General features: G+C 56.9%; 26 protein-coding genes. 11 read left to right on the top strand and 15 right to left on the bottom strand.

Annotation, left to right across the window (positions count from 1 at the left end; all coding sequences use genetic code 11):
- Nucleotides 1–56: 56 nt before the first annotated feature.
- The 4 genes from K3J57_RS13660 to K3J57_RS13675 form a co-directional block, all read right to left on the bottom strand.
- Entirely contained in the window at nucleotides 57–1,445 is a 1,389-nt protein-coding gene (locus K3J57_RS13660) for a phosphohexomutase domain-containing protein (RefSeq protein ID WP_259796345.1), read from the bottom strand.
- Nucleotides 1,446–1,466: 21 nt separating this feature from the next.
- Nucleotides 1,467–2,903 carry a mannose-1-phosphate guanylyltransferase/mannose-6-phosphate isomerase gene (locus tag K3J57_RS13665; RefSeq protein WP_259792444.1) on the bottom strand — a complete coding sequence of 479 codons (1,437 nt, stop codon included), beginning with the start codon at nucleotides 2,901–2,903 and terminating at the stop codon, nucleotides 1,467–1,469.
- Between the two features lie 257 nt (nucleotides 2,904–3,160).
- Entirely contained in the window at nucleotides 3,161–3,865 is a 705-nt protein-coding gene (locus K3J57_RS13670) for a winged helix-turn-helix domain-containing protein (protein WP_259792446.1), read from the bottom strand.
- Nucleotides 3,837–4,121: a hypothetical protein gene (locus tag K3J57_RS13675; RefSeq protein ID WP_055192934.1), complete on the bottom strand. Its 285-nt coding sequence runs from the start codon at nucleotides 4,119–4,121 to the stop codon at nucleotides 3,837–3,839. The genes K3J57_RS13670 and K3J57_RS13675 overlap by 29 nt, the downstream gene beginning before the upstream one ends.
- A gap of 184 nt (nucleotides 4,122–4,305) precedes the next feature.
- Between K3J57_RS13675 and K3J57_RS13680 the strand changes: the two genes are divergently transcribed.
- From K3J57_RS13680 to K3J57_RS13690, 3 genes are all read left to right on the top strand, one after another.
- Entirely contained in the window at nucleotides 4,306–4,788 is a 483-nt protein-coding gene (locus tag K3J57_RS13680) for a hypothetical protein (RefSeq protein WP_259792447.1), read from the top strand.
- A gap of 140 nt (nucleotides 4,789–4,928) precedes the next feature.
- A complete protein-coding gene (rnhB, locus tag K3J57_RS13685) occupies nucleotides 4,929–5,567 on the top strand; it encodes a ribonuclease HII (protein ID WP_259794956.1) in 639 nt (212 codons plus the stop codon).
- A 112-nt stretch (nucleotides 5,568–5,679) separates the two neighbouring features.
- A complete protein-coding gene (locus K3J57_RS13690; RefSeq protein ID WP_259785297.1) occupies nucleotides 5,680–6,780 on the top strand; it encodes a site-specific DNA-methyltransferase in 1,101 nt (366 codons plus the stop codon).
- A gap of 222 nt (nucleotides 6,781–7,002) precedes the next feature.
- Here K3J57_RS13690 and K3J57_RS13695 read toward each other — a convergent pair whose 3' ends face one another.
- Complete coding sequence (locus tag K3J57_RS13695; protein ID WP_259794957.1) at nucleotides 7,003–8,142, bottom strand: alkane 1-monooxygenase; 1,140 nt, start codon at nucleotides 8,140–8,142, stop codon at nucleotides 7,003–7,005.
- Nucleotides 8,143–8,676: 534 nt separating this feature from the next.
- Between K3J57_RS13695 and K3J57_RS13700 the strand changes: the two genes are divergently transcribed.
- Nucleotides 8,677–9,297, top strand: a complete 621-nt coding sequence (locus K3J57_RS13700) for a sugar transferase (protein WP_173486371.1) — start codon at nucleotides 8,677–8,679, stop codon at nucleotides 9,295–9,297.
- 2 nt (nucleotides 9,298–9,299) lie between these two features.
- Here K3J57_RS13700 and mutY read toward each other — a convergent pair whose 3' ends face one another.
- The gene (mutY, locus tag K3J57_RS13705; RefSeq protein WP_259792449.1) at nucleotides 9,300–10,373 is read right to left on the bottom strand and encodes an A/G-specific adenine glycosylase; all 1,074 of its coding nucleotides are present in this window, start codon (nucleotides 10,371–10,373) and stop codon (nucleotides 9,300–9,302) included.
- 63 nt (nucleotides 10,374–10,436) lie between these two features.
- On the opposite strand from mutY, the gene K3J57_RS13710 reads away from it, so the two are divergent.
- Both K3J57_RS13710 and K3J57_RS13715 read left to right on the top strand, forming a co-directional pair.
- Nucleotides 10,437–10,973 (top strand): DUF721 domain-containing protein, encoded by a 537-nt coding sequence (locus K3J57_RS13710; protein ID WP_173486282.1) that lies wholly within the window; start codon nucleotides 10,437–10,439, stop codon nucleotides 10,971–10,973.
- 6 nt (nucleotides 10,974–10,979) lie between these two features.
- On the top strand, nucleotides 10,980–11,633 hold the full coding sequence (locus K3J57_RS13715) for a DsbA family protein (protein WP_259796348.1): 654 nt from the start codon (nucleotides 10,980–10,982) through the stop codon (nucleotides 11,631–11,633).
- A gap of 213 nt (nucleotides 11,634–11,846) precedes the next feature.
- Here the strand turns inward: K3J57_RS13715 and K3J57_RS13720 are convergent, their stop codons facing one another.
- From K3J57_RS13720 to K3J57_RS13745, 6 genes are all read right to left on the bottom strand, one after another.
- A complete protein-coding gene (locus tag K3J57_RS13720) occupies nucleotides 11,847–12,353 on the bottom strand; it encodes a L,D-transpeptidase family protein (RefSeq protein WP_259773433.1) in 507 nt (168 codons plus the stop codon).
- A 95-nt stretch (nucleotides 12,354–12,448) separates the two neighbouring features.
- Nucleotides 12,449–13,672: a class I SAM-dependent RNA methyltransferase gene (locus K3J57_RS13725; protein ID WP_259796350.1), complete on the bottom strand. Its 1,224-nt coding sequence runs from the start codon at nucleotides 13,670–13,672 to the stop codon at nucleotides 12,449–12,451.
- Nucleotides 13,669–14,712, bottom strand: coding sequence for a CCA tRNA nucleotidyltransferase (locus tag K3J57_RS13730; protein ID WP_311196486.1), 1,044 nt, complete (start codon nucleotides 14,710–14,712; stop codon nucleotides 13,669–13,671). Before K3J57_RS13730 ends, K3J57_RS13725 begins: the two co-directional genes overlap by 4 nt.
- A gap of 98 nt (nucleotides 14,713–14,810) precedes the next feature.
- A complete protein-coding gene (locus tag K3J57_RS13735) occupies nucleotides 14,811–15,410 on the bottom strand; it encodes a CoA pyrophosphatase (RefSeq protein ID WP_259792465.1) in 600 nt (199 codons plus the stop codon).
- Nucleotides 15,391–16,395, bottom strand: coding sequence for an Hsp33 family molecular chaperone HslO (gene hslO / locus K3J57_RS13740; RefSeq protein WP_259792467.1), 1,005 nt, complete (start codon nucleotides 16,393–16,395; stop codon nucleotides 15,391–15,393). Before hslO ends, K3J57_RS13735 begins: the two co-directional genes overlap by 20 nt.
- A 114-nt stretch (nucleotides 16,396–16,509) precedes the next feature.
- A complete protein-coding gene (locus tag K3J57_RS13745) occupies nucleotides 16,510–17,778 on the bottom strand; it encodes a PP2C family protein-serine/threonine phosphatase (RefSeq protein ID WP_259778363.1) in 1,269 nt (422 codons plus the stop codon).
- A gap of 205 nt (nucleotides 17,779–17,983) precedes the next feature.
- Between K3J57_RS13745 and K3J57_RS13750 the strand changes: the two genes are divergently transcribed.
- Nucleotides 17,984–18,295, top strand: a complete 312-nt coding sequence (locus K3J57_RS13750; protein ID WP_259792469.1) for an Hpt domain-containing protein — start codon at nucleotides 17,984–17,986, stop codon at nucleotides 18,293–18,295.
- 14 nt (nucleotides 18,296–18,309) lie between these two features.
- Here K3J57_RS13750 and ilvA read toward each other — a convergent pair whose 3' ends face one another.
- Complete coding sequence (gene ilvA / locus K3J57_RS13755) at nucleotides 18,310–19,557, bottom strand: threonine ammonia-lyase IlvA (RefSeq protein ID WP_259773439.1); 1,248 nt, start codon at nucleotides 19,555–19,557, stop codon at nucleotides 18,310–18,312.
- Between the two features lie 41 nt (nucleotides 19,558–19,598).
- Entirely contained in the window at nucleotides 19,599–20,420 is an 822-nt protein-coding gene (locus K3J57_RS13760; protein ID WP_259792471.1) for a hypothetical protein, read from the bottom strand.
- A gap of 145 nt (nucleotides 20,421–20,565) precedes the next feature.
- On the opposite strand from K3J57_RS13760, the gene K3J57_RS13765 reads away from it, so the two are divergent.
- The 3 genes from K3J57_RS13765 (at nucleotide 20,566) to K3J57_RS13775 (ending at nucleotide 22,653) form a co-directional block, all read left to right on the top strand.
- Nucleotides 20,566–21,816 carry an argininosuccinate synthase gene (locus K3J57_RS13765; RefSeq protein ID WP_173487839.1) on the top strand — a complete coding sequence of 417 codons (1,251 nt, stop codon included), beginning with the start codon at nucleotides 20,566–20,568 and terminating at the stop codon, nucleotides 21,814–21,816.
- A 35-nt stretch (nucleotides 21,817–21,851) separates the two neighbouring features.
- On the top strand, nucleotides 21,852–22,256 hold the full coding sequence (locus K3J57_RS13770) for a DUF1810 domain-containing protein (RefSeq protein ID WP_259797805.1): 405 nt from the start codon (nucleotides 21,852–21,854) through the stop codon (nucleotides 22,254–22,256).
- 112 nt (nucleotides 22,257–22,368) lie between these two features.
- On the top strand, nucleotides 22,369–22,653 hold the full coding sequence (locus K3J57_RS13775) for an SCP2 sterol-binding domain-containing protein (protein ID WP_055192920.1): 285 nt from the start codon (nucleotides 22,369–22,371) through the stop codon (nucleotides 22,651–22,653).
- A gap of 10 nt (nucleotides 22,654–22,663) precedes the next feature.
- Here the strand turns inward: K3J57_RS13775 and K3J57_RS13780 are convergent, their stop codons facing one another.
- Nucleotides 22,664–23,545 (bottom strand): ribokinase, encoded by an 882-nt coding sequence (locus K3J57_RS13780; RefSeq protein ID WP_259796353.1) that lies wholly within the window; start codon nucleotides 23,543–23,545, stop codon nucleotides 22,664–22,666.
- A 195-nt stretch (nucleotides 23,546–23,740) separates the two neighbouring features.
- Between K3J57_RS13780 and K3J57_RS13785 the strand changes: the two genes are divergently transcribed.
- Nucleotides 23,741–24,760: an isocitrate/isopropylmalate dehydrogenase family protein gene (locus K3J57_RS13785; protein WP_055192918.1), complete on the top strand. Its 1,020-nt coding sequence runs from the start codon at nucleotides 23,741–23,743 to the stop codon at nucleotides 24,758–24,760.
- The last annotated feature ends 42 nt before the right edge of the window (nucleotides 24,761–24,802 follow it).

Below are 24,802 nucleotides of genomic sequence, written 5' to 3' on the forward strand. Positions count from 1 at the left end.
ATCTATGTCGTGGGCGTTTCAGAATAAACATGTGCTGCCGTTTATCCCGAAACGCCTTATGAAGACAACAGTTGGCGCAGCAAGTCCACCTTCTCGGCCAATAACGACAAATCACCACGGGTTTCTACATTTAACCTCAAAAGTGGTTCCGTGTTTGACCGACGCAGATTGAGCCGCCACGCCCCGAAATCAAGGCTCATCCCATCGGTATCATCCCGCATGGTCGCACGGGACCCAAGGGCCTGTTCCACGGAGGCAAGCGCCTGATCGGCGTTTTCCACCCGGAAATTGATCTCTCCCGATGACGGGAAGGCCGCCCGCCGCGCGCGGATCAGATCAGCGAGCGGGACAGATTTTCGGGACAGAAGTTCAATCACCAGCAACCATGGGATCATTCCGCTGTCACAGGCCATGAAGTCTCGAAAATAGTGGTGGGCGGACATCTCACCGCCATAGATCGCGCCCGTGTCCCGCATCACCTGTTTGACAAAAGCATGACCGGTCCGGGCCATGATCGCCTGCCCCCCGGCGGCGTTCACCAGATCCTGTGTGTTCCAGATCACACGCGGGTCATGCACAATCATTGCGTCAGGGTCTTTGCTCAGAAAGCTTTCAGCCAACAGCCCAACCACATATTCCCCCGGCACAAACTGGCCTTCATGATCAAACAGAAAACAGCGGTCAAAGTCTCCGTCCCAGGCAATGCCCAGATCCGCCCCCTGCGCCAATACCTCCTGCGCGGTGACCGGCTGGTTCTCCGGCAAAAGCGGGTTGGGGATACCGTTTGGAAAGCGGCCATCGGGCTGGTGATGCATCCGATGAAACCGGACCGGTGCCCCCGCATCACTCATGGCTGTGGCAATTGCATCGAAACTGGGTCCGGCAGCCCCATTGCCCGCATTGACCACCACGTTCATCGGCGCAAGCTGCGAGATATCGATGAAGGACAGCACCTTTTGCACATAAGCCGCCCGGGTGAGCTCCGCCTGAGAGGCATCGTGGCGCCCACCGGGGAGGTCGGCGGCAAACTCCCCTCGTTCTGCAAGGGTTTTGATCCGGGCGAACTCCTCTTGCGGATCCAGCGGCGCGGCCCCTGCCTTGACCAGCTTCATCCCGTTATAATCCATCGGATTATGCGATGCGGTCACACAGATCCCACCATCTGCATTGTGGAAGTCCGTGCCGAAATAGACCTCTTCGGTGCCGCAAAGCCCCAGATCGACAACCGTGACACCCGCCCGCATCAACCCTCTGACAACAGCATCAGACAGCGCCGAGGAGGACGCCCGCGGGTCATGGCCCAACACAACCTTTTTGGCCTGCAGGACCTGTGCAAAGGCGCGGGCAATGCGCTCGGCCACCAGCTCATTCAGCTCTTCCCCCAACCGGCCCCGAATATCGTAGGCTTTGAAACAGGCCATGGGGTGAAAAACGGATTGCGTCATGTTCAGATCCTGGGCCAAACCTCAGCCCCTGGCCCCCTGCCCGCGCGCATAGACATCATCAAAACGCTGAATATCGTCCTCACCCAAATAGGCCCCGGTCTGCACTTCGATCAGGGTCATCGGCACCTTGCCCGGGTTTTCCATCCGATGCCTGACCCCCAGCGGGATATAGACCGACTGATTTTCCGTCACCAGCTGGACCTGATTGCCGATTGTGACCTGCGCAGTGCCCTGCACCACAATCCAGTGCTCGGCCCGATGGTGATGGGATTGCAGGCTGAGCGAGGCACCAGGCTTGACCACAATCCGTTTCACCTGGAACCGATCCCCCTGGGCGAGGCTTTGGAAATGACCCCAGGGGCGGTGATCCATGGGAAACTGCTCAGCCTGAACCGCGCCTTTTTCCCTCAGCAGAGTGACCACCTCTTTCACATCCTGCCCCCGTGATCGGTCAGCCACCAGAACCGCATCCGGCATGGCAACCGCAATGATATTGTCCAGTCCGATCCCGACCAGTTCCAGCGCATCATCTTCGGACCGCAGCAGGCTGGCACGGCAGTCGATTGCATCAGCATTGCCATGCGTCACCACACCATATTCATCCGCCTCACATTCCCGCATGACCGCATCCCAGCCGCCAAGATCACTCCAACCGGCAGAAAAGGGCACAACAGCCAAGTTGTCCGCCTGCTCCATCACCGCATAGTCGATCGAAATATCTCTGACCTCGGACCAGGCGGTAGGATCAAGGCGCAAAAAGCCCAGATCCGGCTCTCCCTCCTCCACTGCGGCCTGAACCGGCGCGATCAGATCGGGGGCGTGCAGACGGTAGGCTTCGAGAATGGTGGAAACTGTGAACAGGAAAATCCCGGCATTCCAGAGAAACCGCCCGTCTGCCAGCATGTCTTCCGCCTTGGTCGCATCGGGCTTTTCCACAAATGCCGTCAGATCCGACAGCCGGGCACAGTCCCCCGGCACCTGTGGCAGTTCGAGATAGCCATACCCGGTTTCCGCATGGGTCGGTTTGATCCCGAAGGTGACCAGCTTGCCGCGCATGGCCCCCTCTACCCCTGCTTCAATTACCGCCTGAAACGCGTCAGTATCCGGAATGACATGATCCGACGGGGCCACCAGCATCAGCGCATCCGGGTTCTCTTTGTGCAGCAACATGGCCGCCGCCAGAACCGCCGGAGCGGTGTTGCGCCCGTCAGGTTCGATCAGGATTGCACCGGGATCCACCCCGACCTCAACCAGTTGCTCGGTGACGATAAAGCGGAAATCCGAATTGGTCAGCACCACAGGACTTGCAAATTGCGGTCCGGTCAGACGCTGGACCGACATTTGCAGCAGTGATGTCTGCCCCATCAGCCGGGAAAACTGCTTGGGGTAAGATTTTCTGGAAAGCGGCCAGAGGCGTGTGCCCGACCCACCACATAACAACACCGGAACGATCTGCATTCAGACCTCCTTGCCGAAAGCCCATTAAGACAGCCTCGAACCAATGTCACCGGTCGGAAGATCCAAACGCAACACTCGTCCTAAGCGTGATATTTCTATAATTAAATACAACCTGAAAGATATCCACCCCTATCTCCGAAACGCACAAAAAAAACGGGCGGCAGGGGGACCCGCCGTCCGCAAAAGGCCCAAAGGCCAGATCAGGGGAATCGCTCGGATACCGTTTGCAACAAGCGCAGGCACCGTCAGACCGTCTGTCAGACCATCTGGATGACATCCTTGTCGATCGACAGCATATAGCCGCGCCGCGCAATGGTCTTGACCAGCAGCTCGCTCATCATCTGGTTGCCCATGGCGTCACGCAGCCGCTTGATCCGAGTGGCCCCGGCGGCCTCATCACAATCCGCAGCGTCACGGCCCGAAATCAGCCCTTCCAGCTCAGACCCCGACAGAACATCATCGTCCATGCGCGCCTCGGCAAGCGCAGACAGGGTTTCAATCGCCGCCTCGGTCAGTTTCAATTCCATATTGTTCAGATAAACCGTGCGCTCTTCACGCGAAATCAGAAGCGAATTGACCTGGATGCCAGCCCGTTCAATCTCCCCCATCCGGCGATTGAGCCCGATAATTGTAACCAGGAAGACCAGCGCCGCGACCAGCATGGCAGAGGCAAAGAGCAGCAGGACAAAGATCACCATACGATAGCTGGTCAGCGTGTCGGAAAAAGCCGTGCCCGACTGGGCCAGAATTTCCAGAAGCTTGATTTCGGCCCCTGAGGTCAGATTGTCATTTTCGATAAAAATCCGCTCAACCCGCGCATTGAAGGCGTTGGCATCCGGCAGGCTCAGAAACAGGAACACGGCCGCCATCAACAGAATTGCAACAATTGCCGCAACTCCTGCCACAACCACGGGGGAGGCCCCTTTGCGCGCCTCAGTAGCGAAGGAAATATTGTCCGGCACTGTCTTTCCTTTCCGCAAGCCCATCCGTGTCAAATTGCGATACCACATTCAAAAGCACCCATCCATGGCGGGCCAGACGCGCGGCCACCTGTTCGCGCGCATTCGAGCTGTTGGTGCAGGCGCTATCCGGCAGCTCCATCACACCATAATGCAGTTTCAACGGGTCATCCCGTTTGGCTTTGTAATCGACATAACACGCGGCCTGAGCCGGAAATGCCATGGCCACAAGGGCGAGGGAATAGAGGATCTGTTTCATGCCGAAACCATGCGCGGACCTTATGGGATATTCAATATCAAACAGGATAATCGCGCCCCGTTATCCGATAACCATTCGCCGATATGGCTTGTCTTGCAGCACTCCGGGCAGGCTTGGGTCATGACACGTGCATCCCTTCTAAAGGTGCCCCCAAAGATCCACTGACCCCGATAAGGAGCCCCCCATGACCCGCATTGCCCTGCCCTCAGTCAACCGCTTCCTGATGATGCCCCTGTTGGTTGCCGCCCTCAGTCTGAACCCGGTCTCTCTCGCGCCGTCATTTGCCGGATCTCGCGATAATAATGATGAGATCGGCGCATTGATTGCCGCCCTGCTTGGGTTGGCTGTGGTTGGTGCGGTGATCTCCAACGACAATAACGACAATCGCCGGCGCCCCTCTGTTGATCATGACCGCTATGACGACAGATACCGCAGGGATCCGAAATACACGCTCCCGCGCCAATGCCTGCGCAACTTCAAAACCCAGTTTGGCAAGAAACGCTATTGGGGGCGGAATTGTCTGAAAAAACGCTACAACCACGTGCGTTCGCTGCCCAGGGCCTGCCGGGACACGGTTGTGGTGAAGAACAAGAACGGCGTCTGGGTCTCGCGCAAGGTGTATCACCCCCGCTGCCTGCGCGAAGCGGGCTATCGCAAACGCCGCTGATCCACTTGGTAAGGAAGGCGACCAACCATCCATTCCGTCGCCTTCGCATGACCACCCTTTCCGGTCATGTGCAACTGGCAGAGACCTCGGTCTCTGCCTTTTTTCTTGCGAAATCCCATGAGATCGGTCAGGCCATCCCCATGACCAAGACAATTCCCGACTATAGTTTCGAACAGGCCGCCCACGGGCGCGGGTTTTGCCGCGTTGCCGGTGTGGACGAGGTGGGCCGTGGCCCGCTGGCAGGTCCGGTGACGGCTGCCGCTGTCGTTCTCGACCCGGACCATATTCCCGACGGGTTGAACGACAGTAAAAAGCTGACCGCCAAAAAACGCGAGGCACTGTTTGCAGAGATTCTGAACCTGGCGGATGTATCGATTGCCCATGCCACGGTCGAAGAGATTGATGAGCTGAACATTCTTTACGCCAGCCACCTGGCGATGGAACGCGCGGTTGCGGGGCTGTCCACCCCAGCCGATCACCTGTTGATCGACGGCAATATGGCGCCCAAGGGACTGACAATACCGAACGAAACTCTCGTTAAAGGCGACAGTCGTTCCGTGTCGATTGCTGCCGCATCCATCGTGGCGAAGGTCACCCGCGACCGCATCATGGTGGATTTGGCGCAACAGTTTCCCGGATACGGATGGGAAACAAACGCAGGCTACCCATCGAAAATCCACAAAGAGGGATTATCCAAGCTGGGGATAACCCCACATCATAGGCGTTCGTTTAAACCTATCCACAATATCTTGTATCAACAGAAAAATGTAATGGGCTGATTCAAAAAAGAATTTGACCCGTTATCCACAAGGCCTCATCTTAGACGGTAATGAATGAGCGCAAAAATGCGCCGTCTAAAGAGCGCAAATAGCGCCGGTACATGAGGCAGAAATGACAACTAAAACCAAAGCAAAGGCGGCTCTCGAGCTGCCACTCAATGAGATATTGGCGGGTGACTGCATCGAGGTGATGAACAGTCTTCCGGAAAACTCCGTTGACCTGATTTTCGCCGATCCCCCCTATAATTTGCAATTGAAAGGCGAGCTGCATCGCCCCGACAATTCCAAGGTGGATGCGGTTGATGATCATTGGGACCAGTTTGACAGTTTCAAAGCCTATGACACATTTACCCGCGCCTGGCTGAAGGCGGCCCGCCGCGTGCTGAAGCCCAATGGTGCGATCTGGGTGATCGGATCCTACCACAATGTCTTCCGCATGGGGGCCGAGCTGCAGAATCAGGGCTATTGGATCCTGAACGATGTGGTCTGGCGCAAATCAAACCCGATGCCGAACTTCCGCGGCAAACGCTTTACCAACGCCCATGAGACAATGATCTGGGCGTCGAAATCCGAAGGTGCAAAATACACTTTCAATTACGAGGCCCTGAAGGCCCTGAATGAAGGCATTCAAATGCGCTCTGACTGGGTGCTGCCGATCTGCACCGGGCACGAACGCCTGAAGGACGAAAACGGCGACAAGGCCCATCCGACCCAGAAACCCGAAAGCCTGCTTCATCGCGTTCTGGTTGGCTCAACCAATCCCGGCGATGTGATCCTCGATCCGTTCTTCGGCACCGGCACCACCGGCGCCGTGGCCAAGATGCTTGGTCGGGATTTCATTGGCATCGAGCGCGAAGAAGCCTATCGCAAAGTGGCCGAAAAGCGGATTTCCAAAGTGCGGAAATTCGACAAGGAAGCGCTGCAGACCACCCAATCCAAACGCGCGGAACCACGTGTGCCCTTTGGCCAGCTGGTTGAGCGTGGCATGTTGCGCCCGGGCGAAGTGCTGACCAGCCCGCGCGGCAAGACCGCCAAGGTGCGCGCAGACGGAACGCTGATTTCCGGCGATGCCCGTGGATCAATCCACCAGGTTGGCGCCGCACTTGAAAGTGCGCCGAGCTGCAATGGCTGGACCTACTGGCACTTCAAACAGGATGGCAAGAAAGCCCCGATCGACGTCTTGCGCCAGCAAGTACGCGCCGAGATGGTCTGACGCCACCATTCCCCCAGAAAACAAGAATAACTCGGGCGCGCTTTCGGGCGCCCGGATAACGATGTACCGCCGTGCTGTGGCAAAATCCACGGCACACATAACTTGCCCCGCTCCTTGTGAGCGGGGCTTTTTTTACATGTCAGAAAAGGGGCGCTGCCCCTCGCCTCTTCGAGGCTCACCCCGAGGTATTTTCAGCAAGAAAAAGAGACCCGGAGCGCACTCTCAGCGGATCACCGGTGGCGGCAGATCACCGCGTTTGTAGGGGGTCCAATCCTCGATATCCGGATAATATCTTTTACGCCAGGCGCGCACACGGGGGTTCATACGGCGGCGCCAAAGCGGAGGGATCATCGCCATCATTGTCATGACCACATAGCCAAAGGGCAATTGTGGTGCCACGTCATCGGGATAGGTCTGCAGAAGCGGGAAACGGCGCGCGGGTTTGTAATGGTGGTCCGAATGGCGTTGCAGGTTGATAAACAGCCAGTTGGTTGCCTTGTGGTCGGCATTCCACGAATGATGTGGGCGCACGGGTTCGTATTTTCCCTCTCCCAGATGGCGGCGGGTCAGGCCATAATGCTCCACATAATTGGTCAGTTCGAGCTGCCAGACCGCAACCAGCGCCTGGAACAGGAAAAGGGCCACGCCCAGCGCGCCGCCGACAAGGACAGCCAGCAAAAGGGCAAGCGCCTGCAGGATGGCATACCTCCAGAACGGGTTTCTGGCATTCCAGACCGATAGGTTGCGGCGCGCCAGCATTGCTTTTTCCGCAGCCCAGGCCGATCGTGGGCTGTCCTGCAGAACCCTGAAAAAGAACCTGTGGAACCCTTCGTTATATTTTGCCGTCACCGCGTCTCGGGTGGTGCCCACATGCGGGTGATGGACCAGCAGATGTTCGGTTCTGAAATGGCTATAAAGGACGGTGGCAAGTAACAGGTCAGCCAGCCAGCGCTCCAACCTATTGGACTGATGCATCAATTCGTGGCTATACACGATGCCGATGGTGCCTGACAGCACCCCAACACCAAAGAACACCCCGAATTTCTCAGCCACAGACAGGTGGTCCGCTTCGATCACATAGGCCAGCATTCCGTAAATCAGCACCAGTTGGATGGGAAACCAGATCATGGTGATCAGGAGATACCAGAGCAATTGATCGTCGGGCGTTTCAGGGTCGGGGTTTTCGGTATTGCGCCCCAGAAGCGCGTCAAGACCGGTATATAACCACCAGGTTCCCAGAGGCGGCAACAAAAGAAACCACCCTCCCTGTGTTGCCGATACCCAGACCAGCAAGGGCAGCAGGATTGATATTCCAAACGGGGCAGCACGCCGAAAACTGGCAACTGTCTGAGCGGGGACCATGGCAAGTTCCTCTTTCATTGCACAAGGCTTACGCCTGAACGATTTCAAGCACAAGCATCGCGGCACGGCGCAATCTCGACTTTGGGGTTTGTTGCGAGGTGGAAACGCTCAGCATCGTTAATTTCCTGTGCGCACCTTAGGGGTAAGCTTGGATCACATGGTTATTCCAAAACGCCCACGACATTGATGCTCTTACCGCGTTTCGTTGGGAAAATAGGAAACCCACCTCAGATTGTTTGCGTCCGCCAGCAGAGATCGAAGGGGCACACGAAGAGTCACCTAAAATCCAATAGTTTAACCTCTGTATTGAGTGCTGGAAAAAATCGCACACACAACCAATGGGCATGTTTATACAATTTTAATCACCTTTAACGTTTCATTAGTACTTTTTTGGGTTTAACTATTAAGCAACCAATTAATCGTGCTTCCTGTCTAAGTTCCAAGTCTCCTTTTCAGCTCCAGGGTCATCTTGTGAAAGACTTCGGCTACAAAAATTCGCATGACAATCAGCGTGACGTCGCTTCACAGGCGGGTGTGCTCAAACCGTATCGCGCGATTGGGAAAAGAGGTTTCGACATTCTATTGGCGCTTTTCCTGCTGCCAGTTCTCGCACCTATCATTGCCCTTTTCATCCTTTTGATCCGGCGGGACGGCGGACCGGGGCTCTACTCACAGGAACGGATCGGCCTCAAAGGCCAGCGGTTTCGCTGCTGGAAATTGCGGACCATGGTCCAAGACGCCGAACAGCGGCTGGAAGAACTATGCGCCCTGGACACGGGAATTGCCCGCGAGTGGCGCGAAAAGCAGAAGTTGGAAAATGACCCGCGCATTACCCCTATCGGGCACTTTCTGCGCGCAACCAGCCTCGATGAACTGCCGCAGATCTTCAATGTCCTTTTGGGCGATATGAGCTTTGTCGGGCCACGCCCATTCATGGCCAGTCAGGAACCCCTTTATCGAGAGGCAGGGGGAACAGCTTATTTCTCCCTTCGCCCCGGTATCACCGGCCCCTGGCAGGTGGCGGCGCGGGGACAATCAGATTTTCTGGATCGTATCCATTTCGATCAGAACTATCTTGAGCAGCATTCGCTTGGCTATGACCTGAAACTGATGCTGCAAACTGTCGGTGTCGTTGTGCAGCGCACCGGTCATTGATTTCAGGAAGACGGGCGCGACCTGGCCACACCATCGCGCTGAACAAGATCATAAGCCTTTCGCATGACGGTGGGCAGGTCCGCTGGGTGCAGGTGTTGAAATTCCCCCCGCTGTGGTTGAGCATCCATCGGCACATCCGCCACCCGCAGGGAAAGGTGCAGATGAAAATGCGTAAATGTGTGCCGCACTTGCGCACCGGGGTCATGCCATTCCCCAGACAGGGGCGGATCTTCCAATGGCGCCTCCCCCCACTCGGCCCCCGGCCAGCCCAGCATTCCTCCCAAAAGACCCTTCTCCGGCCGGCGCTCCACCAGCCAGGCGCCATCTTCACGTCGCGCAAGGTAAGCAATACCGTAACGTGTTGGTTTCGGGGGTTTCTTTCGCTTTCGGGGCAGATCTGAAGCCAGACCGGAACACCGGGCCTGACATGCCCCACGCCAGGGGCAAATGCCGCAAGCGGGGTTTTTGGACGTGCAAATGGTGGCCCCCAGATCCATCACCGCTTGGGCATAATCACCCGGGCGCTGATCAGGGGTAAGTCGTGCGGCCGCGGCCTTCATCTCTGGCTTGGCATCCGGCAGAGGGGTGGTGATCTCAAACACCCGCGCCATCACCCGTTCAACATTGCCATCAACCACCACATCCGGCTGGTCAAACGCGATGGCAGAAATGGCGGCAGAGGTATAGGGACCAATACCAGGAAGCGCCTCTAACTCTGCCCGCGTTTGGGGAAATCCCCCCCCTCGCTCAGCCACGACTCTGGCGCATTTCAGCAGGTTTCGCGCGCGGGCGTAATAGCCAAGCCCAGCCCATTCCCCCATCACCCGTTCATCCTGCGCGCCAGCCAGATCCTGCACGGTTGGCCACAGGGTCATGAAGCGGAGAAAATAGGATTTCACCGCCGCCACGGTGGTTTGCTGCAGCATAATCTCCGAAAGCCAAACCGCGTAGGGGTCTGGCACCACGCCGGCTGCACGATCCTGTGGACCAACCCGCCAAGGGAGAACCCGTGCATGACGGTCATACCACGCCAGAAGATCGGCAGGTTTCGGCTCACCCTCAACCACGTCACACATCTGTGACCCCCCTTGTTTGCTTTCCGCTGGCATTGCATGTTTAAGCACCTAAAATAAAGACAAATGAGGAAGTTGCCAGCCGTGACCAAACCCGTCACAGAAAAACGACGCAGACGCGGGTTCGAACGCACATCGAGCCTGCTCACCGCCCGCATTCGCAAGGCGGGTGAGGCGCGCGGGTTTTCAGTGACGCGGGTGCTGACCCATTGGGCCGAGATTGTCGGCCAGGAGGTTTCGGCGATTGCCCGACCTGTGGATGTGTCTTACGGGCGCGGCGGCATGGGGGCGACCCTGACCGTATTGACCACCGGGGCGCAGGCGCCGATGCTTGAGATGCAGAAGGAACAGCTGCGCACGCGCGTCAACAGCTGTTACGGTTACAACGCCATTTCCCGCATTCGCATTACCCAGACCGCAGCCACCGGATTTGCAGAGGGGCAGGCACAATTCACCCCAGCCCCGCCCGCTAAGAAAACGCTCGATCCAGACGTCAAAAATCAGATCAGAAACTCAACCGCTGATATCGGAGATGAGGGTCTGCGCGCTGCATTAGAGACACTGGGCCAGAACATACACAGAAAACAGAAACCAAGAGGCTGAGACCTGATGAACCGTTTCCTCCCCATGATTGCCGCTGCCGCCATCACTGTCGCAGGTGGTGCTTTTTTCATGTCCCAAAACCAAACTTCCCTTCCGGGCATTTCCATGGCCGTGGCGCAGGACGCGGACGTCATGCCCGCCAAGGACATCGTGTTGGGGAATGAAGACGCCCCGGTGACCGTGATTGAATACGCATCCTACACCTGCCCGCATTGCGCCAACTGGCACACGGACAGCTTCAAGAAGCTGAAAAAGGACTATATCGACACCGGCAAGGTGAAGTTCATTCACCGCGAAGTCTATTTTGACCGTTTCGGTCTTTGGGCCGGCATGATTGCGCAATGCGCAGGGGAAACCCGGTATTACGGCATGACCGACATGATTTATTCGGGTCAGAAGGACTGGATTGGCGAAGGGGATCCGGCCACCATCCTCGACAATCTGCGCAAGATCGGGCGCACCGCAGGGATGACCAATGAAGAAATGGAAACCTGCCTGACTGACGAGAGCTTTGCCCAGAGCCTGGTGGCAGCATATCAGCAGAACGCCACCGCAGATGAGATCCGCGCCACCCCGACCTTTATGATCGGTGGCGAAAAATACTCGAACATGTCTTACGAGGATTTTGCCGCCACAATTGAAGAGAAACTGGCGGAATAAAGCGTTTCGGTTTTAACCTGACACAGGGAAAAACCGAAGCGCTGCAAGAGGTCTCGATGCCGTGGGCGTTTCGGAATAACCATGTGTCTCAAGTTTATCCCGAAACGCTTTAGGGTCTTTTTGACCTTTCGGTGGTAGAGATCTCACCAAGACAAAATGAAAGCCGCGCTGGTGACAGGGCGGCTTTTTCATTTGGCGGGCATCGGTCCTGCGTCATGGCAGGATGTCAATCACCGTGCCATCATTGACCATCACCCAGATCTCTTCGATCTCACGGTTCGAAACGGAAATGCAGCCTGCGGTCCAGTCCGCGCCTTCGGGATCAATCCCTTTGCGTGGTCCGCCATGAATAAAGATATCCCCGCCAGGATCCCGCCCCTGGGATTTTGCATAGGCAATATCGCGGGCGTTCGGATAGGAAATCCCAAGGCTGAGGTGAAACGTGCTGCGCGCATTTCTGCGGTTGATGTGATACCGGCCTTCCGGTGTCTTCCCATCCCCCTGAAACTGCTTGTCACCCGCTGGGGTAAAGCCCAGGTCAATCTCATAGGATTTCAGAACGTCCCGTTTGTGCAATAGATATAGTTTCCGATTGCTCTTCGACACCACAATCTGGGTCACTTCTGGCCCATCATAATGGCGAAGAGTTTTTGTTTTTGCTCCGCAAGACGCCGTTACCATCAGGCCAACGGCTGCCAGAACGGCAAAGATCAATCGCATGGGTGTTGCCTGTAATTGCCCGGGTGTTTTCCCTTGCCATACCGCATTCCCCCACCTTTGGGCAATATCAATGCAGCCTTCGGGGTCTATCGCGGTCAGATCCTGCGAAAAGACGCCGCCAGCTCAACATGGGGTGACCAACGGAACTGATCGACCGGACGCACCCAGACCAACTGATATCCCGACGCGACCAAAATCTGGGCATCCCGGGCAAAACTGACAGGGTTGCATGAGACCATGGCCACCTGAGAAACCTCGCATTGTGCCATTTCCCTCACCTGCGCAATGGCGCCTGCTCTGGGTGGGTCAATCACGATAGCGTCAAAGCGATTGAGCTCATCAGGTAAAAGGGGACGGCGAAACAGATCGCGGGTTTCTGTGGTGACCTGTTTCAACCCGGAGGCCCGCCGCCATCCCGTATCCAAGGCCTTCATCATCGCCTCGATCCCTTCCACCGCATGGATCCGGGCGCGGCCCGCAAGGGGCAGGCTCAATGTGCCCGCACCCGCAAACAGATCCACAATGGATGCAGCCTGCGGAATGGCCTCCTCAACCGCCTCAACCAGCGCCCGCTCACCTTCCAGGGTCGCCTGCAGGAATGCACCGGGAGGAGGGGCCACCTGCGCCGCTCCGAATTGCTGCAGAGGCAGCGTTTCACTCGCGATAACTTCGCCATCCCATGTCAGGCGGGCAAGGCCAAATTCATGCAATACCTGGGCAAGATCAGTCTCTAACCTGCGATCCAGTGACTTTCCACCCGTGACCGAGACATCCACCCCACCCAGCGTTTCCACCAGATTGACAGAAAGTTCGCCCTTGCGTGACCCTCCCGTCCTCGCCAGCGCCTCGATCGCGGGAAGCTGCGCAAGCAGCGTTGGGGACAGCAACCGACAGTCGTGAATTGCTGAAATCACACCCGAGCGCCGGCCATGAAATCCGGCAACCACGCCCTTCTTGCCGCGCCGGACTGACAGGGTTGCACGGCGGCGCGAACGCTCCGGCGAGGTAACAATCGGGCGGATATCAGTCTCTAACCCGTGCGCAGACAGGGCATTTCGCACCACATCCATCTTCCATTCCGCCACAAATGGATCCGAGGCATGCATCAACGCACAGCCCCCGCAGCTGTTGTAATGTGGACAAGGGGCTTTGACCCGACTTGGTGAGGGCTTCACAATGCGCGGGGCTTCAATCCGGTCGCCCTGCACCTCTCCACTCACCTCTTCCCCCGGCAGGGTGCGGGCGGCAAAAATCGGTCCGGCAGCGATGCCGTCCCCAAGGTGGCCCAAACGTTCGATCAGATGGGAAGTGGTGCTCATTTCAACAGCTCCTCGCGGGTGAGTGTAAAACCCGATGCTATCCAACGCGCTTCAAGGGTTTTGATGTGTGCGCCCAGTTCTGGCCCCGTATAGTCCGGCATCAGATCTGCGGGCTTGACGGGAAACACGGCACGGGCGCCCCGTGATATTAGGTTTTCCGTATCCGGCAAAAGAGCCTGCCCCATCATTGCGGCGCGCAGCAAGGCCACGTCATGTGCTATGTCAGCCCCATCCCGATAGGCCAGCTCCGACAGGGACGTCGATGCCCCCATCTGGTCACGCAAAACAGCGTAACGGCGTGCCTCTTTGCGCGACAGCCGCAGACGATCCTCTGGGGCCTCCCCTCCAAGGATTGCGAGGCGGCGCATTGGATCTGGCGCCCTGTTCCCTTCCAGATGCACAAGAACGGCAAGATAGGTCGCCTCTGCCCCGGGCAAAACAGATCCTAACACACCGCAACTTGACATTAACGCGACAGAAGGTGCGGGATCCGGCGCGGACAGGAGCTTGCGCATCTCTGCACCAACTCGCTCCTTGGACAAAGCCCCTAACCCGCCCAGATTTTCTGCAATCGCAGAGAGCGCCTCAACATCCGGCCCCTCCGCCACATCACCATACCAGGCATGAAACCGGAAAAATCGCAGAATGCGCAGGTAATCTTCGCGGATACGCTGCCCGGCATTGTCAATGAAGCGCACACGGCGCGCCAGAAGGTCGGGCAACCCGTCAAGCGGGTCGATCACCCGTCCCTCGGCGTCTGCATAAAGCGCATTCATGGTGAAATCGCGGCGATGTGCGTCTTCTTCCATCGTGCTGGCAAAAGCAACCACTGCACGGCGGCCATCCGTTTCCACATCCTTTCGATAGGTGGTGATTTCAAACCCTTCGCCGTCAACAACCACGGTAATGGTGCCATGCTCAATGCCTGTCGGCACCGCTTTCAGACCGGCCGACCCGGCCAGTTTCAACACTTGATCCGGCAGGGCATTGGTGGACAGATCAAGATCGGAAATCGGCTCTCCCATCAGGTCATTGCGCACACACCCCCCGACAAAGTGCAGCGCAAATCCTGTACGGGAAAATATGTGGGCGAGCTGTTGTACGGATGCAGTCCGAAACCAATCCCCTTGCAACCGGGTCATAAAGCCAACCTTTCCGCAAGCGCACGCAACATGCGCGCCGTTGCCCCCCAGATGTAATAGGGACCGAATGGAACGGTTTCATAATACCGGATGCGCCCCTGCCAGATCCGGCCCTGTTTCGTATATTTCGCAAGGTTAGAGACATGTTCGAACGGAACCGTGAAAACCTCTTCGACCTCACCCCGCTCTGGCACCACCTCAAATGGTCGGGTGACAAGCCCGAGGATCGGGGTCACGGTGTAGGAGGTGACGGTTTCATGGGGGGGCAGCTCGCCAATCAGCTCTACGGCATCACGCGGCAAGCCGATTTCCTCCCAGGCTTCCCGCAGGGCCGCGGCGGCGGGCGATTTATCCTCAGCATCGATCTTTCCGCCGGGAAACGCGATTTGACCGGGGTGATGTTTAAGATGTGAGGCGCGTTTGGTCAGGATCAGTCGCAACGCGCCCTGTTCATGAATCAATGGCACCAGAACGGCAGCGGGGCGCAAGCTGCGCCCCGTAGGTGGTCTGATATCCGGGTTGAGGTCAAAATCGGAACTGCCGCCACCAGAGTGGCCCAAAGCGGTTCGAATGCGATCAATCTCTGACGTCACCATCTGGTCCTTTGGCATCTTTGCCGACAGTCTTTGGATCAAGATCATAATGCGCACCACAGAATTGACAATCAGCGGTCACGCGCCCTTCCTCCGTGGTCATGTAGGCAATGTCTTTTTCAGAGTAGATCGACAGGCTTTCACGGACACGATCTTCGGAACAGGTGCAACCAAAGCGGATCGCCTGCGGATCAAAGATCCGCGGTGCCTCTTCGTGGAACAGACGGGTCAGCAAGTCGGTCGGCGCGACGGAGGGCCCAATCAGTTCCAACTCTTCCACCGACGACAGCAGGATATTGGCGCGATTCCAGTTTTCCTTATTGTCCTCAGTGACCAGATCGTCGGCAACCAGAAGGCCGTCTTTGCCTGAACCGCCATCTGGCGACACGTGAGAGCCCGCCTTTGGCATATGCTGCAGCATGACCCCTCCTGCACGCCAGCTTTCCTGACCGCCAGCCCATGTGGATTTTCCAAACGTCAGATGGAAACGGGTCGGCAATTGTTCCGATTGCGCAAAGTAGGTCTGCGCGCAGTCGGACAGGGAACTGCCCACCAGCGGGGTCATGCCGGTATAGGGTTTATTGCCGTCACCCTGGTCAATCAGCACCGCAAAAAAGCCCTTGCCGATTTGCCCAAAAGAAGGTGCCTCATTCGACAGGCGCTCTTCATCAAAGCTGGCATAGGCGCGGATCAGCGCCGGTTCACCCTCTTTCGCGGGGGCATAGTAATCTGTGGCGATCAGGCGGGCCGGCCCATCCCCCCGGATCTGAAGAGACAGTTTCCAGCGCAATTTGATGGTTTGACCGATCATCGCGGTCAGCATCGCTGCCTCAGCCACCAATGCTTCGATTGCCGGGGGGTAGTCATGTTGCGACAGGATCGTGTCAAGCACACCATCCAGACGCAGCACACGTCCCCGTACGTCACAATTGTCCAGTTGGAAGGGCAGGATGGTATCATCCCAGGCAATCAGGTTTCCTAGTGTCATCGGGCTATCCACGGCTGAGCTTTCGGCAATTCGTTTGCATACCGCGTCTATATGGTCGCGGCAACCGTTGGGAAAAGAGGGAGCGCGCGATTTATTTCGCCAATCCCCCAAGCATCAACGCGTTTGGCCCTTGTATTCAATCACTGCCATCGACAAGTCATCACCGAATTCCCGGCTGCCGCAGTAATTATCCAGCTCCCACACCAGCCCATCCAGAAACAGCTGCCCTTTCAATGAGGCATTGCGTGAGATCATTCTTTCGAACCCCTCTTCCTCCAGCATCTGATCCTTCTCATTCTCCGCTTCGGTAAACCCATCCGAATAGAACATGAGCCGGTCCCCCGGTTCGAGAGCAATTTCGAAACGCTCATAGCTGCTTCCCCGGATCAACCCGATCGGCAAGCCGCCCTGCCCAACATATTCCACACTGCCATCTGCGCGCAGCAGCACGGGGTTTGGATGGCCGCACTGGGTGAGCTTCAACACACCTGTATTAAGGTCGAGATAGGCAAGGATCATGGTGAAGTAATGCTCGGTAGGCATATCCTCCAGCATCATGGTATTGAGCAGATAAGCCACTTCTTCCGGGTCACGCAGGCGCAATTTCCCCCGCAGGCCCGTGGACATGGTGATATTCTGCTCAGGGGATCCATCCGACAGATAGGACGCAAGGCGGGCCGTCAGAAGCGCAGAGGCAATCCCGTGACCTGAAACATCAATCGAGTAGATCGCGACGGTATTCTCATCAGCCTGAAACATCCCGACAAGATCGCCGCCCACATGCCCACAAGGCTGCAACAACAAGCTGATCTCCGACGACCCAAAATCACGAAACCGTTCACGCACCAAAGATTGCTGCATGTTGCGCGCTTCGATCAGGTCCCGATCAATGGAGTCGTAAATCGTCTGGATTTCAGTGAGGGTTGCGTTGACCAGCCTGTTCTTTTCCTGAAGCTCCCGCTCCATGGACATGATCCGGCCACCAGCATTGATCCGGGCCCGCAACTCCTCGGCATTGACGGGTTTATTCAGGAAGTCATCCGCCCCGACATCCAGCCCCTGCGCCACCGCGCCCTTTTCACTTTTGGACGTCAGAAGGATGAAGTAGCCATACTTGTCTCTCTCCATCGCACGAAACGCCTGACAAAGCTCCAGACCATCCATGCCCGGCATCATCCAGTCAGACAGGATCAGGTCGATATCTTCCGTGGCAATCTTCTCCAGCGCTTCCTCACCGGATCCGGCTTCAACAACGGTAAACCCCTGACGTTTCAGGGTTGAGCTTACAATCATCCGCTGCGCGCGGCTGTCATCCACGACCAGAACTGTGTTGACCACAGCTTCTCCCAAGGCTGCGCCATCTCTGACAGCAGAGTTGATCATGTCCGGATTTATAGCAGATTTTGCCACGTGTTACCCTTCATCGCCAGTGCGAGTCGCTTACATTCCTTTCAGCCATAGCCCCCAGAGATTTAACGGCGGTTTAAATTTAAAATTTGCAGGAAATTTACTGTCACACTAACCCCAGCTTAACCATCACCGGCTATTCAGGGCGCAGTATCAACGATTTATTTCTTATGAGGGCAGGATGATCAGCTGGGATCGCGTCGCGGAATTGAAAGCAGAGATCGGCGAAGAAGATTTTGCCGAGGTTGCAGAGATGTTCCTGATGGAGGTGGATGAGGTCATCGACCGGTTGCGCAACAACCCCGACCCGTCACAATATGAACAGGACCTGCATTTCCTGAAAAGCTCTGCCGTGAACCTGGGCTTTGACGCCCTGTCAAAACTATGCGGTGACGGCGAACAGATGGCAGCCCGCGGCAGGGCCGCCGATGTTGATCTCACACCGGTCTTCGATACGTATTTCGCCTCAAAAGAGGTATTCACCGCGCACTGAAATCAGCGTTTCGTTTAAATGACAAACTCAGCCAGCATTTCATCATCGGTGATATCGGAATAGGCAAAGCCCTTCTGATCGAGCGCATCAAACAACGCGTCAAAATTCTCTGGCACCGTGGTTTCGATCCCAATCAAAACCGAACCGAAATTCCGGGCAGACTTTTTCATATACTCAAAACGCGCAATGTTGTCGTCTGGTCCCAGAATTTGCAGGAAGTCCTTAAGCGCGCCGGGGCGCTGGGGCAGACGGAGCAGGAAGTATTTTTTCAGCCCGGAATACCGCTGAGCACGCTCTTTCACCTCTGGCAGGCGTTCAAAATCAAAGTTGCCACCAGAAGTCACGCAAACCACCGTCTTGCCCCGGATCTCGTCCCGCAGATCCTTCAAAACATCTACGGACAATGCGCCGGCCGGTTCCAGCACCACCCCTTCCACGTTCAACATATCAAGCATGGTTGTGCAGATCCGATCCTCGGGCACCCCATGGACCTGCGCGGATGGCACATCCCGCAGCACGTCAAAGGGTTGCGCCCCAATCCGTGCCACAGCAGCCCCATCCACAAAATTATCAACCCGATCAAGAGTGACCGGCTGCCCCTGCGCAATCGCAGCGGCAAGCGATGCCCCCCCGGCGGGTTCAACATAATGCAGCACGGTCTCCGGGGCCACTTCGGCCAGATATCTGGTGATCCCGGCGGACAGGCCACCACCGCCCACAGGCAAGACAACCACATCCGGGTTGCGCCCCAGCTGGGCGGAGATTTCAGCCGCGACGCTGGCCTGCCCCTCGATCACATCCTTATCATCGAAGGGTGACAGGAAATGCCCGCCAACCTTGTCACAATACTCCTGCGCGGCCGCAAGCGTATCGTCGAAATAGTCGCCAACAAGGCGGATCTCGATCGAGTCGCCCCCAAAAATCTGGGTCTTCTGAATTTTCTGCTGCGGGGTTGTGACCGGCATGAAGATCACGCCCTTGACGCCGAAATGACGCGATACAAACGCCACACCCTGCGCATGGTTGCCCGCGGAAGCACAGACAAACACGTCCTGATCTGGATTTTTTGCAAGCGCCTTGCCCATCGCATTCAGCGCCCCGCGGATCTTGTAACTGCGCACGGGGCTGAGGTCTTCGCGCTTCAACCAGATATCGGCATCATAGATGGCCGACAGATGGTCATTACGCTGCAAGGGCGTCGCGGGGAACAGCGCCCGCATCTGCTGTTCTGCAACGCGGGCTTTTTTCAGAAAATCGCTCATCTGGAATGTCTGACCCAAGGGCAGGCTCTTGGCAAGGTTGTTTACGCCAGATTACCCCCGGAATACGGCAGCTCTCGCCCTTCAACATAGACGCCGTAGATCGTGGTCATGATGCTGATTTGCAGCATGGCAAACAGCCACCCCCCAAACACATAGATGGGCACCACAACTCCAAACGCCAAAATCGTCAGCCCCATTGACCCCAAAATACTCGCCACGAATCCCACCACCAACATCACGGCGAACAGGATCAGGAACATCCAGCAGAACAGGGCAAAGATCATCTTGTTTGACCCGCGCGTTGCCGCCCACGCCTGTTTTACGCCAAGACGTTCGCCCAGCGCGCGCGACACAAGCACTGTCGACAAACGCATCATTGCAATCATGGCAAGGGACATCACAACCACAAAGGCAATGATCAGAAATACGATCTGCCCGGTATTCGGAACCGCTCCTGCCTCGATACTTTCAATCATCAGCAAGAAAGCCAAAATCAGCGGAAAAGACAGCACAACGACCCCAATCATCATCAGGACCGCCCAGAGCGCGTATGTCATCACCTGCGGCCCACGCAGTTGCGGCAACCAGCCTGTTGGATCCTCATTCATCAGAACATAACGATGCCAGGCCACGGCAATCCAAGCACCAATCAAGAGGGACAATACCTGCTGAATGAGCTGCACCAGAACAAGCCCAATCGGGCCCAATGCCAGCAGCAAATCAGGTGAAAACGTGATCGAAAAACTGAGGGCGAACCCAACAACCATGGACAACAGCAACAACACCACAGAAATCCGCGCAGCATCTGCCTTGTTGCGCCACACCATTCCCCAGGAATGTTTCAAAATATCCAGACCAGACACATCAACCCCTTTCAATCAATACGTGTATTGCACTTCTAAAATCACGGAAAGCCGATCAAAGCAAGGACGGGATGGCCCTGCAATACTTGCCCCCCGGGCAAAAACGGGATAAGCGCGCGGTGACACGCTCGTGAAAGGGAATATGATGATTTCTTCCAACACTGCACCGCAAGCTGCACCCAAGAAAGTTGTGCTGGCCTATTCCGGTGGTCTCGACACCTCGATCATCCTGAAATGGTTGCAAACCGAATATGGTTGCGAAGTGATCACCTTTACCGCCGACCTTGGTCAGGGTGAAGAGTTGGAACCGGCCCGCAAAAAGGCCGAGATGCTGGGCATCAAACCGGAAAACATTCATATCGAAGATCTGCGCGAAGAGTTTGTGCGCGATTTCGTCTTCCCGATGTTCCGCGCCAATGCGCAATATGAAGGGCTTTACCTGCTGGGCACCTCGATCGCGCGTCCGCTGATTTCCAAGCGTCTGGTTGAAATTGCCGAAGAACACGGTGCCGACGCCGTGTCACACGGGGCAACCGGCAAGGGCAACGATCAGGTTCGGTTCGAACTGGCGGCCTATGCGCTGAACCCGGAAATCGTCGTGATTGCGCCCTGGCGTGAATGGGATCTGGGCTCGCGCACCAAGCTCTTGGAATTCGCCGAGCAGCACCAGATCCCGGTGGCCAAGGACAAACGTGGCGAGGCACCGTTCTCGGTCGACGCGAACCTGTTGCACACCTCGTCGGAAGGTAAAGTTCTGGAAGATCCGGCTGAGGACGCGCCGGACTATGTCTACCAGCGCACCGTGCATCCCGAAGATGCACCGGACACCCCCGAATTCATCGAGATCGAGTTCGAAAAAGGCGATGCCGTCGGTATCAATGGCGTGAAAATGTCGCCCGCGACCATCCTGACCGAACTGAACGAATATGGCCGCAAGCACGGCATCGGTCGTCTGGATCTGGTCGAAGGTCGCTATGTGGGTATGAAATCGCGCGGGATCTATGAAACCCCCGGCGGCACCATCCTGCTCGATGCCCATCGCGGCATCGAATCGATCACCATGGACCGTGGCGCGATGCATCTGAAAGACGAGCTGATGCCGCGTTACGCCGAACTGATCTATAACGGATACTGGTATTCGCCCGAACGCGAAATGCTGCAGGCGGCGATTGACCTGTCGCAGGAACATGTCACCGGCACCGTGCGCATGAAGCTCTACAAGGGTCTGGCCCGCGTGGTTGGCCGCTGGTCGGATCACTCGCTCTATTCCGAGGCACATGTGACCTTTGAAGAAGACATGGGCGCCTATGATCAGACCGATGCGGCCGGGTTCATTCAGCTGAACGCCCTGCGCCTGAAGCTGATTGCCGACCGCAACCGTCGTGTTGGCAAGTGAGCTACGACGACGAAGATATCGACGATGAGCTGGACATGTTCATCGAAGCTCAGGACACCGTGTGGAGCGATGTCCTGAGCGAACTTCAGGCGGGAAAAAAGACCAGCCACTGGATGTGGTTCGTCTTTCCGCAACTGGCCGAACTGGGCAGGTCCGACATGTCGCAGCTTTATGGGCTGGAGGATCTGAGCGAGGCCACCGCCTATCTGGCGCATGATGAACTGAAACGGCGCCTGGTTGTTGCGGCATCCCTGTTGCTGGAACATGCAGGCACGGATCCGGTTGAGATCCTGGGGGCTGTGGATGCACAGAAGCTGCGCTCCTGCATGACGCTGTTTGCTGCTGTCCCGGACGCGCCGGACATGTTCCGACGGGTGTTGGAGGTTCATTACGCGGGACAACCCTGTGCCCGCACGATCGAAATATTAAGCCGGGCCTGATATTCCTGACGACAGCGCCCGGAAATTACCCGGCGCATCCCACCTCCCCTTTGGTCATGCTTGCCAGACCCGGGATCGTCTTTCTATCGAAAGGCAAACGGGAGGAACTGACATGCCACTGCAAAAACTTGCCGAGGGGATACAATCCGGCCTCGAAGGGCGCAGCTTTAACGGGTCTTTGAAATTTGATTGCGGCGAGGATGGGGTGATTGTGCTGGCCGAAAACGCCGCCAGCACCGAAAACCGTGACACGGACTGCACCCTGCGCCTGTCCACCGAGAACCTGCAGAAACTGCTGACCGGCAAGCTCAACCCGATGACCGCGGTCATGATGGGCAAGATCAAGCTGTCGGGGGATATGACCACCGCAATGCAGCTGGCCAAGCTCTTGGGGTAGGGTCAGGACCCTAAGCGCGCGCCTTCAAAAACGCTGCCACCTCTTCTGCCGCCGGCATCACCTCGGCGGTGCCTTTACGGGTGACCTGAAGCGCGGCTGCGGCTGACGCCCGACGCAACACCTGTTCCAAAGGCAATTTTTGATCCAGCCCTGCGGCCACGTAACCAATAAAACAATCTCCGGCCCCGGTCGTATCCACGGGCTGCACCTTGAAGGCAGGGGCGCGGAGCTCCTGCCCGGTATTCTGATCCCGCCAGATCGCCCCCTCTGCCCCTTTGGTAACCAGCAAAGCAAGCACGTCAATCTCGTGCAACCCAACACCCAGCGCGGCAGAAAGCTGGGTTGCCTCAACCTCATTCATCACCAGAAGATCGCAATACGGCAGCACCTCACGCACGGCGGATGCGTCAAAGGGTGCCGCAGAATAGATCACCCTTGCACCCCGACCGCGCGCAAACCTGGCAGCCTCAAGCACCAGGGTGGTCTCGTTCTGCAAGACCAGCAGGTCCTGCGCCGTCATCTTGTCCAGCGCCGAGCGCACGAAATCCCAGCTCAGCGCATAATTGGCACCGGGCATCAGCACGATCATGTTCTCGCCATCAGGATCAATGCAGATATTGGCGTGTCCGGTTGCCCCTTCTGTCACCTCAATATCACGCACATCCACACCGCGCCGCTCCAACGCCGCGCGACACCAATGCCCATCGGATCCGATGGCGCCGATATGATGCACAGGGCAACCAGCAAGGCTGGCCGCCACGGATTGATTGGCCCCCTTTCCCCCCAGCGAAATCGCGTGCTGTGTGGCCCCAATCGTTTCGCCAGCCCCCGGAAGATGCGGCAGCTGGTAAAAATTGTCGATATTAATCGACCCGAGATTAAAGATGGTCATGGCAAGATCCCCTTGAGAAAACCCTATAATTTCTTGGTGTTTACGCAAGAGAGAACCGGGGCGGCCACGCTTAAAATCCCAATATTATTCACATTTAGGAATATTAGTTTTCTATTGTATTCCATTGTATACCGTTTATATGAACCAGCAGAATCCATAGGCCAAACGGTAAGTCACAAGCAGGGAGTTTCCGCCATGACGACCCAAATCGACGCCACCCTGATCCCCGGAGATGGGATCGGACCCGAAATCACCGAAGCTGTCACCGCCATCCTCGATCACATGGGCGCGCCCTTCAAGTGGGACGTGCAGCAGGCTGGCATGGCTGGCATTGACGCAGCGGGCGAACCGCTGCCGCAGGCCACAATCGACAGTATCCGCCACACCAAACTGGCCCTCAAAGGCCCGCTGACCACACCGGTGGGCGGCGGTTTCAAATCGATCAACCTGCAACTGCGTCAGGCGTTCAACCTCTATGCCAATGTCCGCCCGACCAAGACGATCAAACTCGACGGTCGGTTCGACAATGTGGACATGGTGATCTTTCGCGAGAACCTGGAAGGGTATTACATCTCGGACGAAGGCTATATGGAACACAATGGCGACCCGGAAGGCAAAGTCTTTTCAACCGGTTACAACACCAAAGAGGGCGCCCAGCGCATCACCCGCGCCGCGTTTGAATACGCCTTGGCCAATGGGCGCAAGAAGGTTTCGATCGTGCATAAGGCCAACATCCTGAAACTGCTCTCGGGCATGTTTCTGGAAGAGGCCCGCAAGATCGCCAAGGAATATGAAGACCGCGTGGCCTGGGACGAACGCATTGTTGATGCCTGTGCCATGCAGATGGTGATGTATCCGGACGCATTTGACGTGATTGTCACCACCAACCTCTTCGGTGACATCCTGTCCGACCTCGCCGCCGGGCTGGTGGGGGGGCTTGGCCTTGCCCCTGGCGCCAATATCGGCACAGACGCCGCCATTTTCGAGGCTGTGCATGGGTCAGCCCCAGATATTGCAGGCCAGCAAAAAGCAAACCCCTGCGCCTTTCTGATGGCCGCAGGCCTGATGCTGGAACATGTCGGCAAAACCGACGACGCCCAGCGCCTGAAGAAAGCGGTAATCGAAACCGTGCAGGCCAAAGACCGCGTGACCCCGGATCTGGGCGGCACCGGCACCACGATGACCATCGCCCAGGCCATCATTGACCGACTTTGATCGACCCGAAAGGCCGTAGCACAAGCTGCGGCCTTTTTTCAC

The sequence above is a fragment of the Aliiroseovarius crassostreae genome (assembly GCF_025137635.1).
Taxonomy (GTDB): domain Bacteria; phylum Pseudomonadota; class Alphaproteobacteria; order Rhodobacterales; family Rhodobacteraceae; genus Aliiroseovarius; species Aliiroseovarius crassostreae.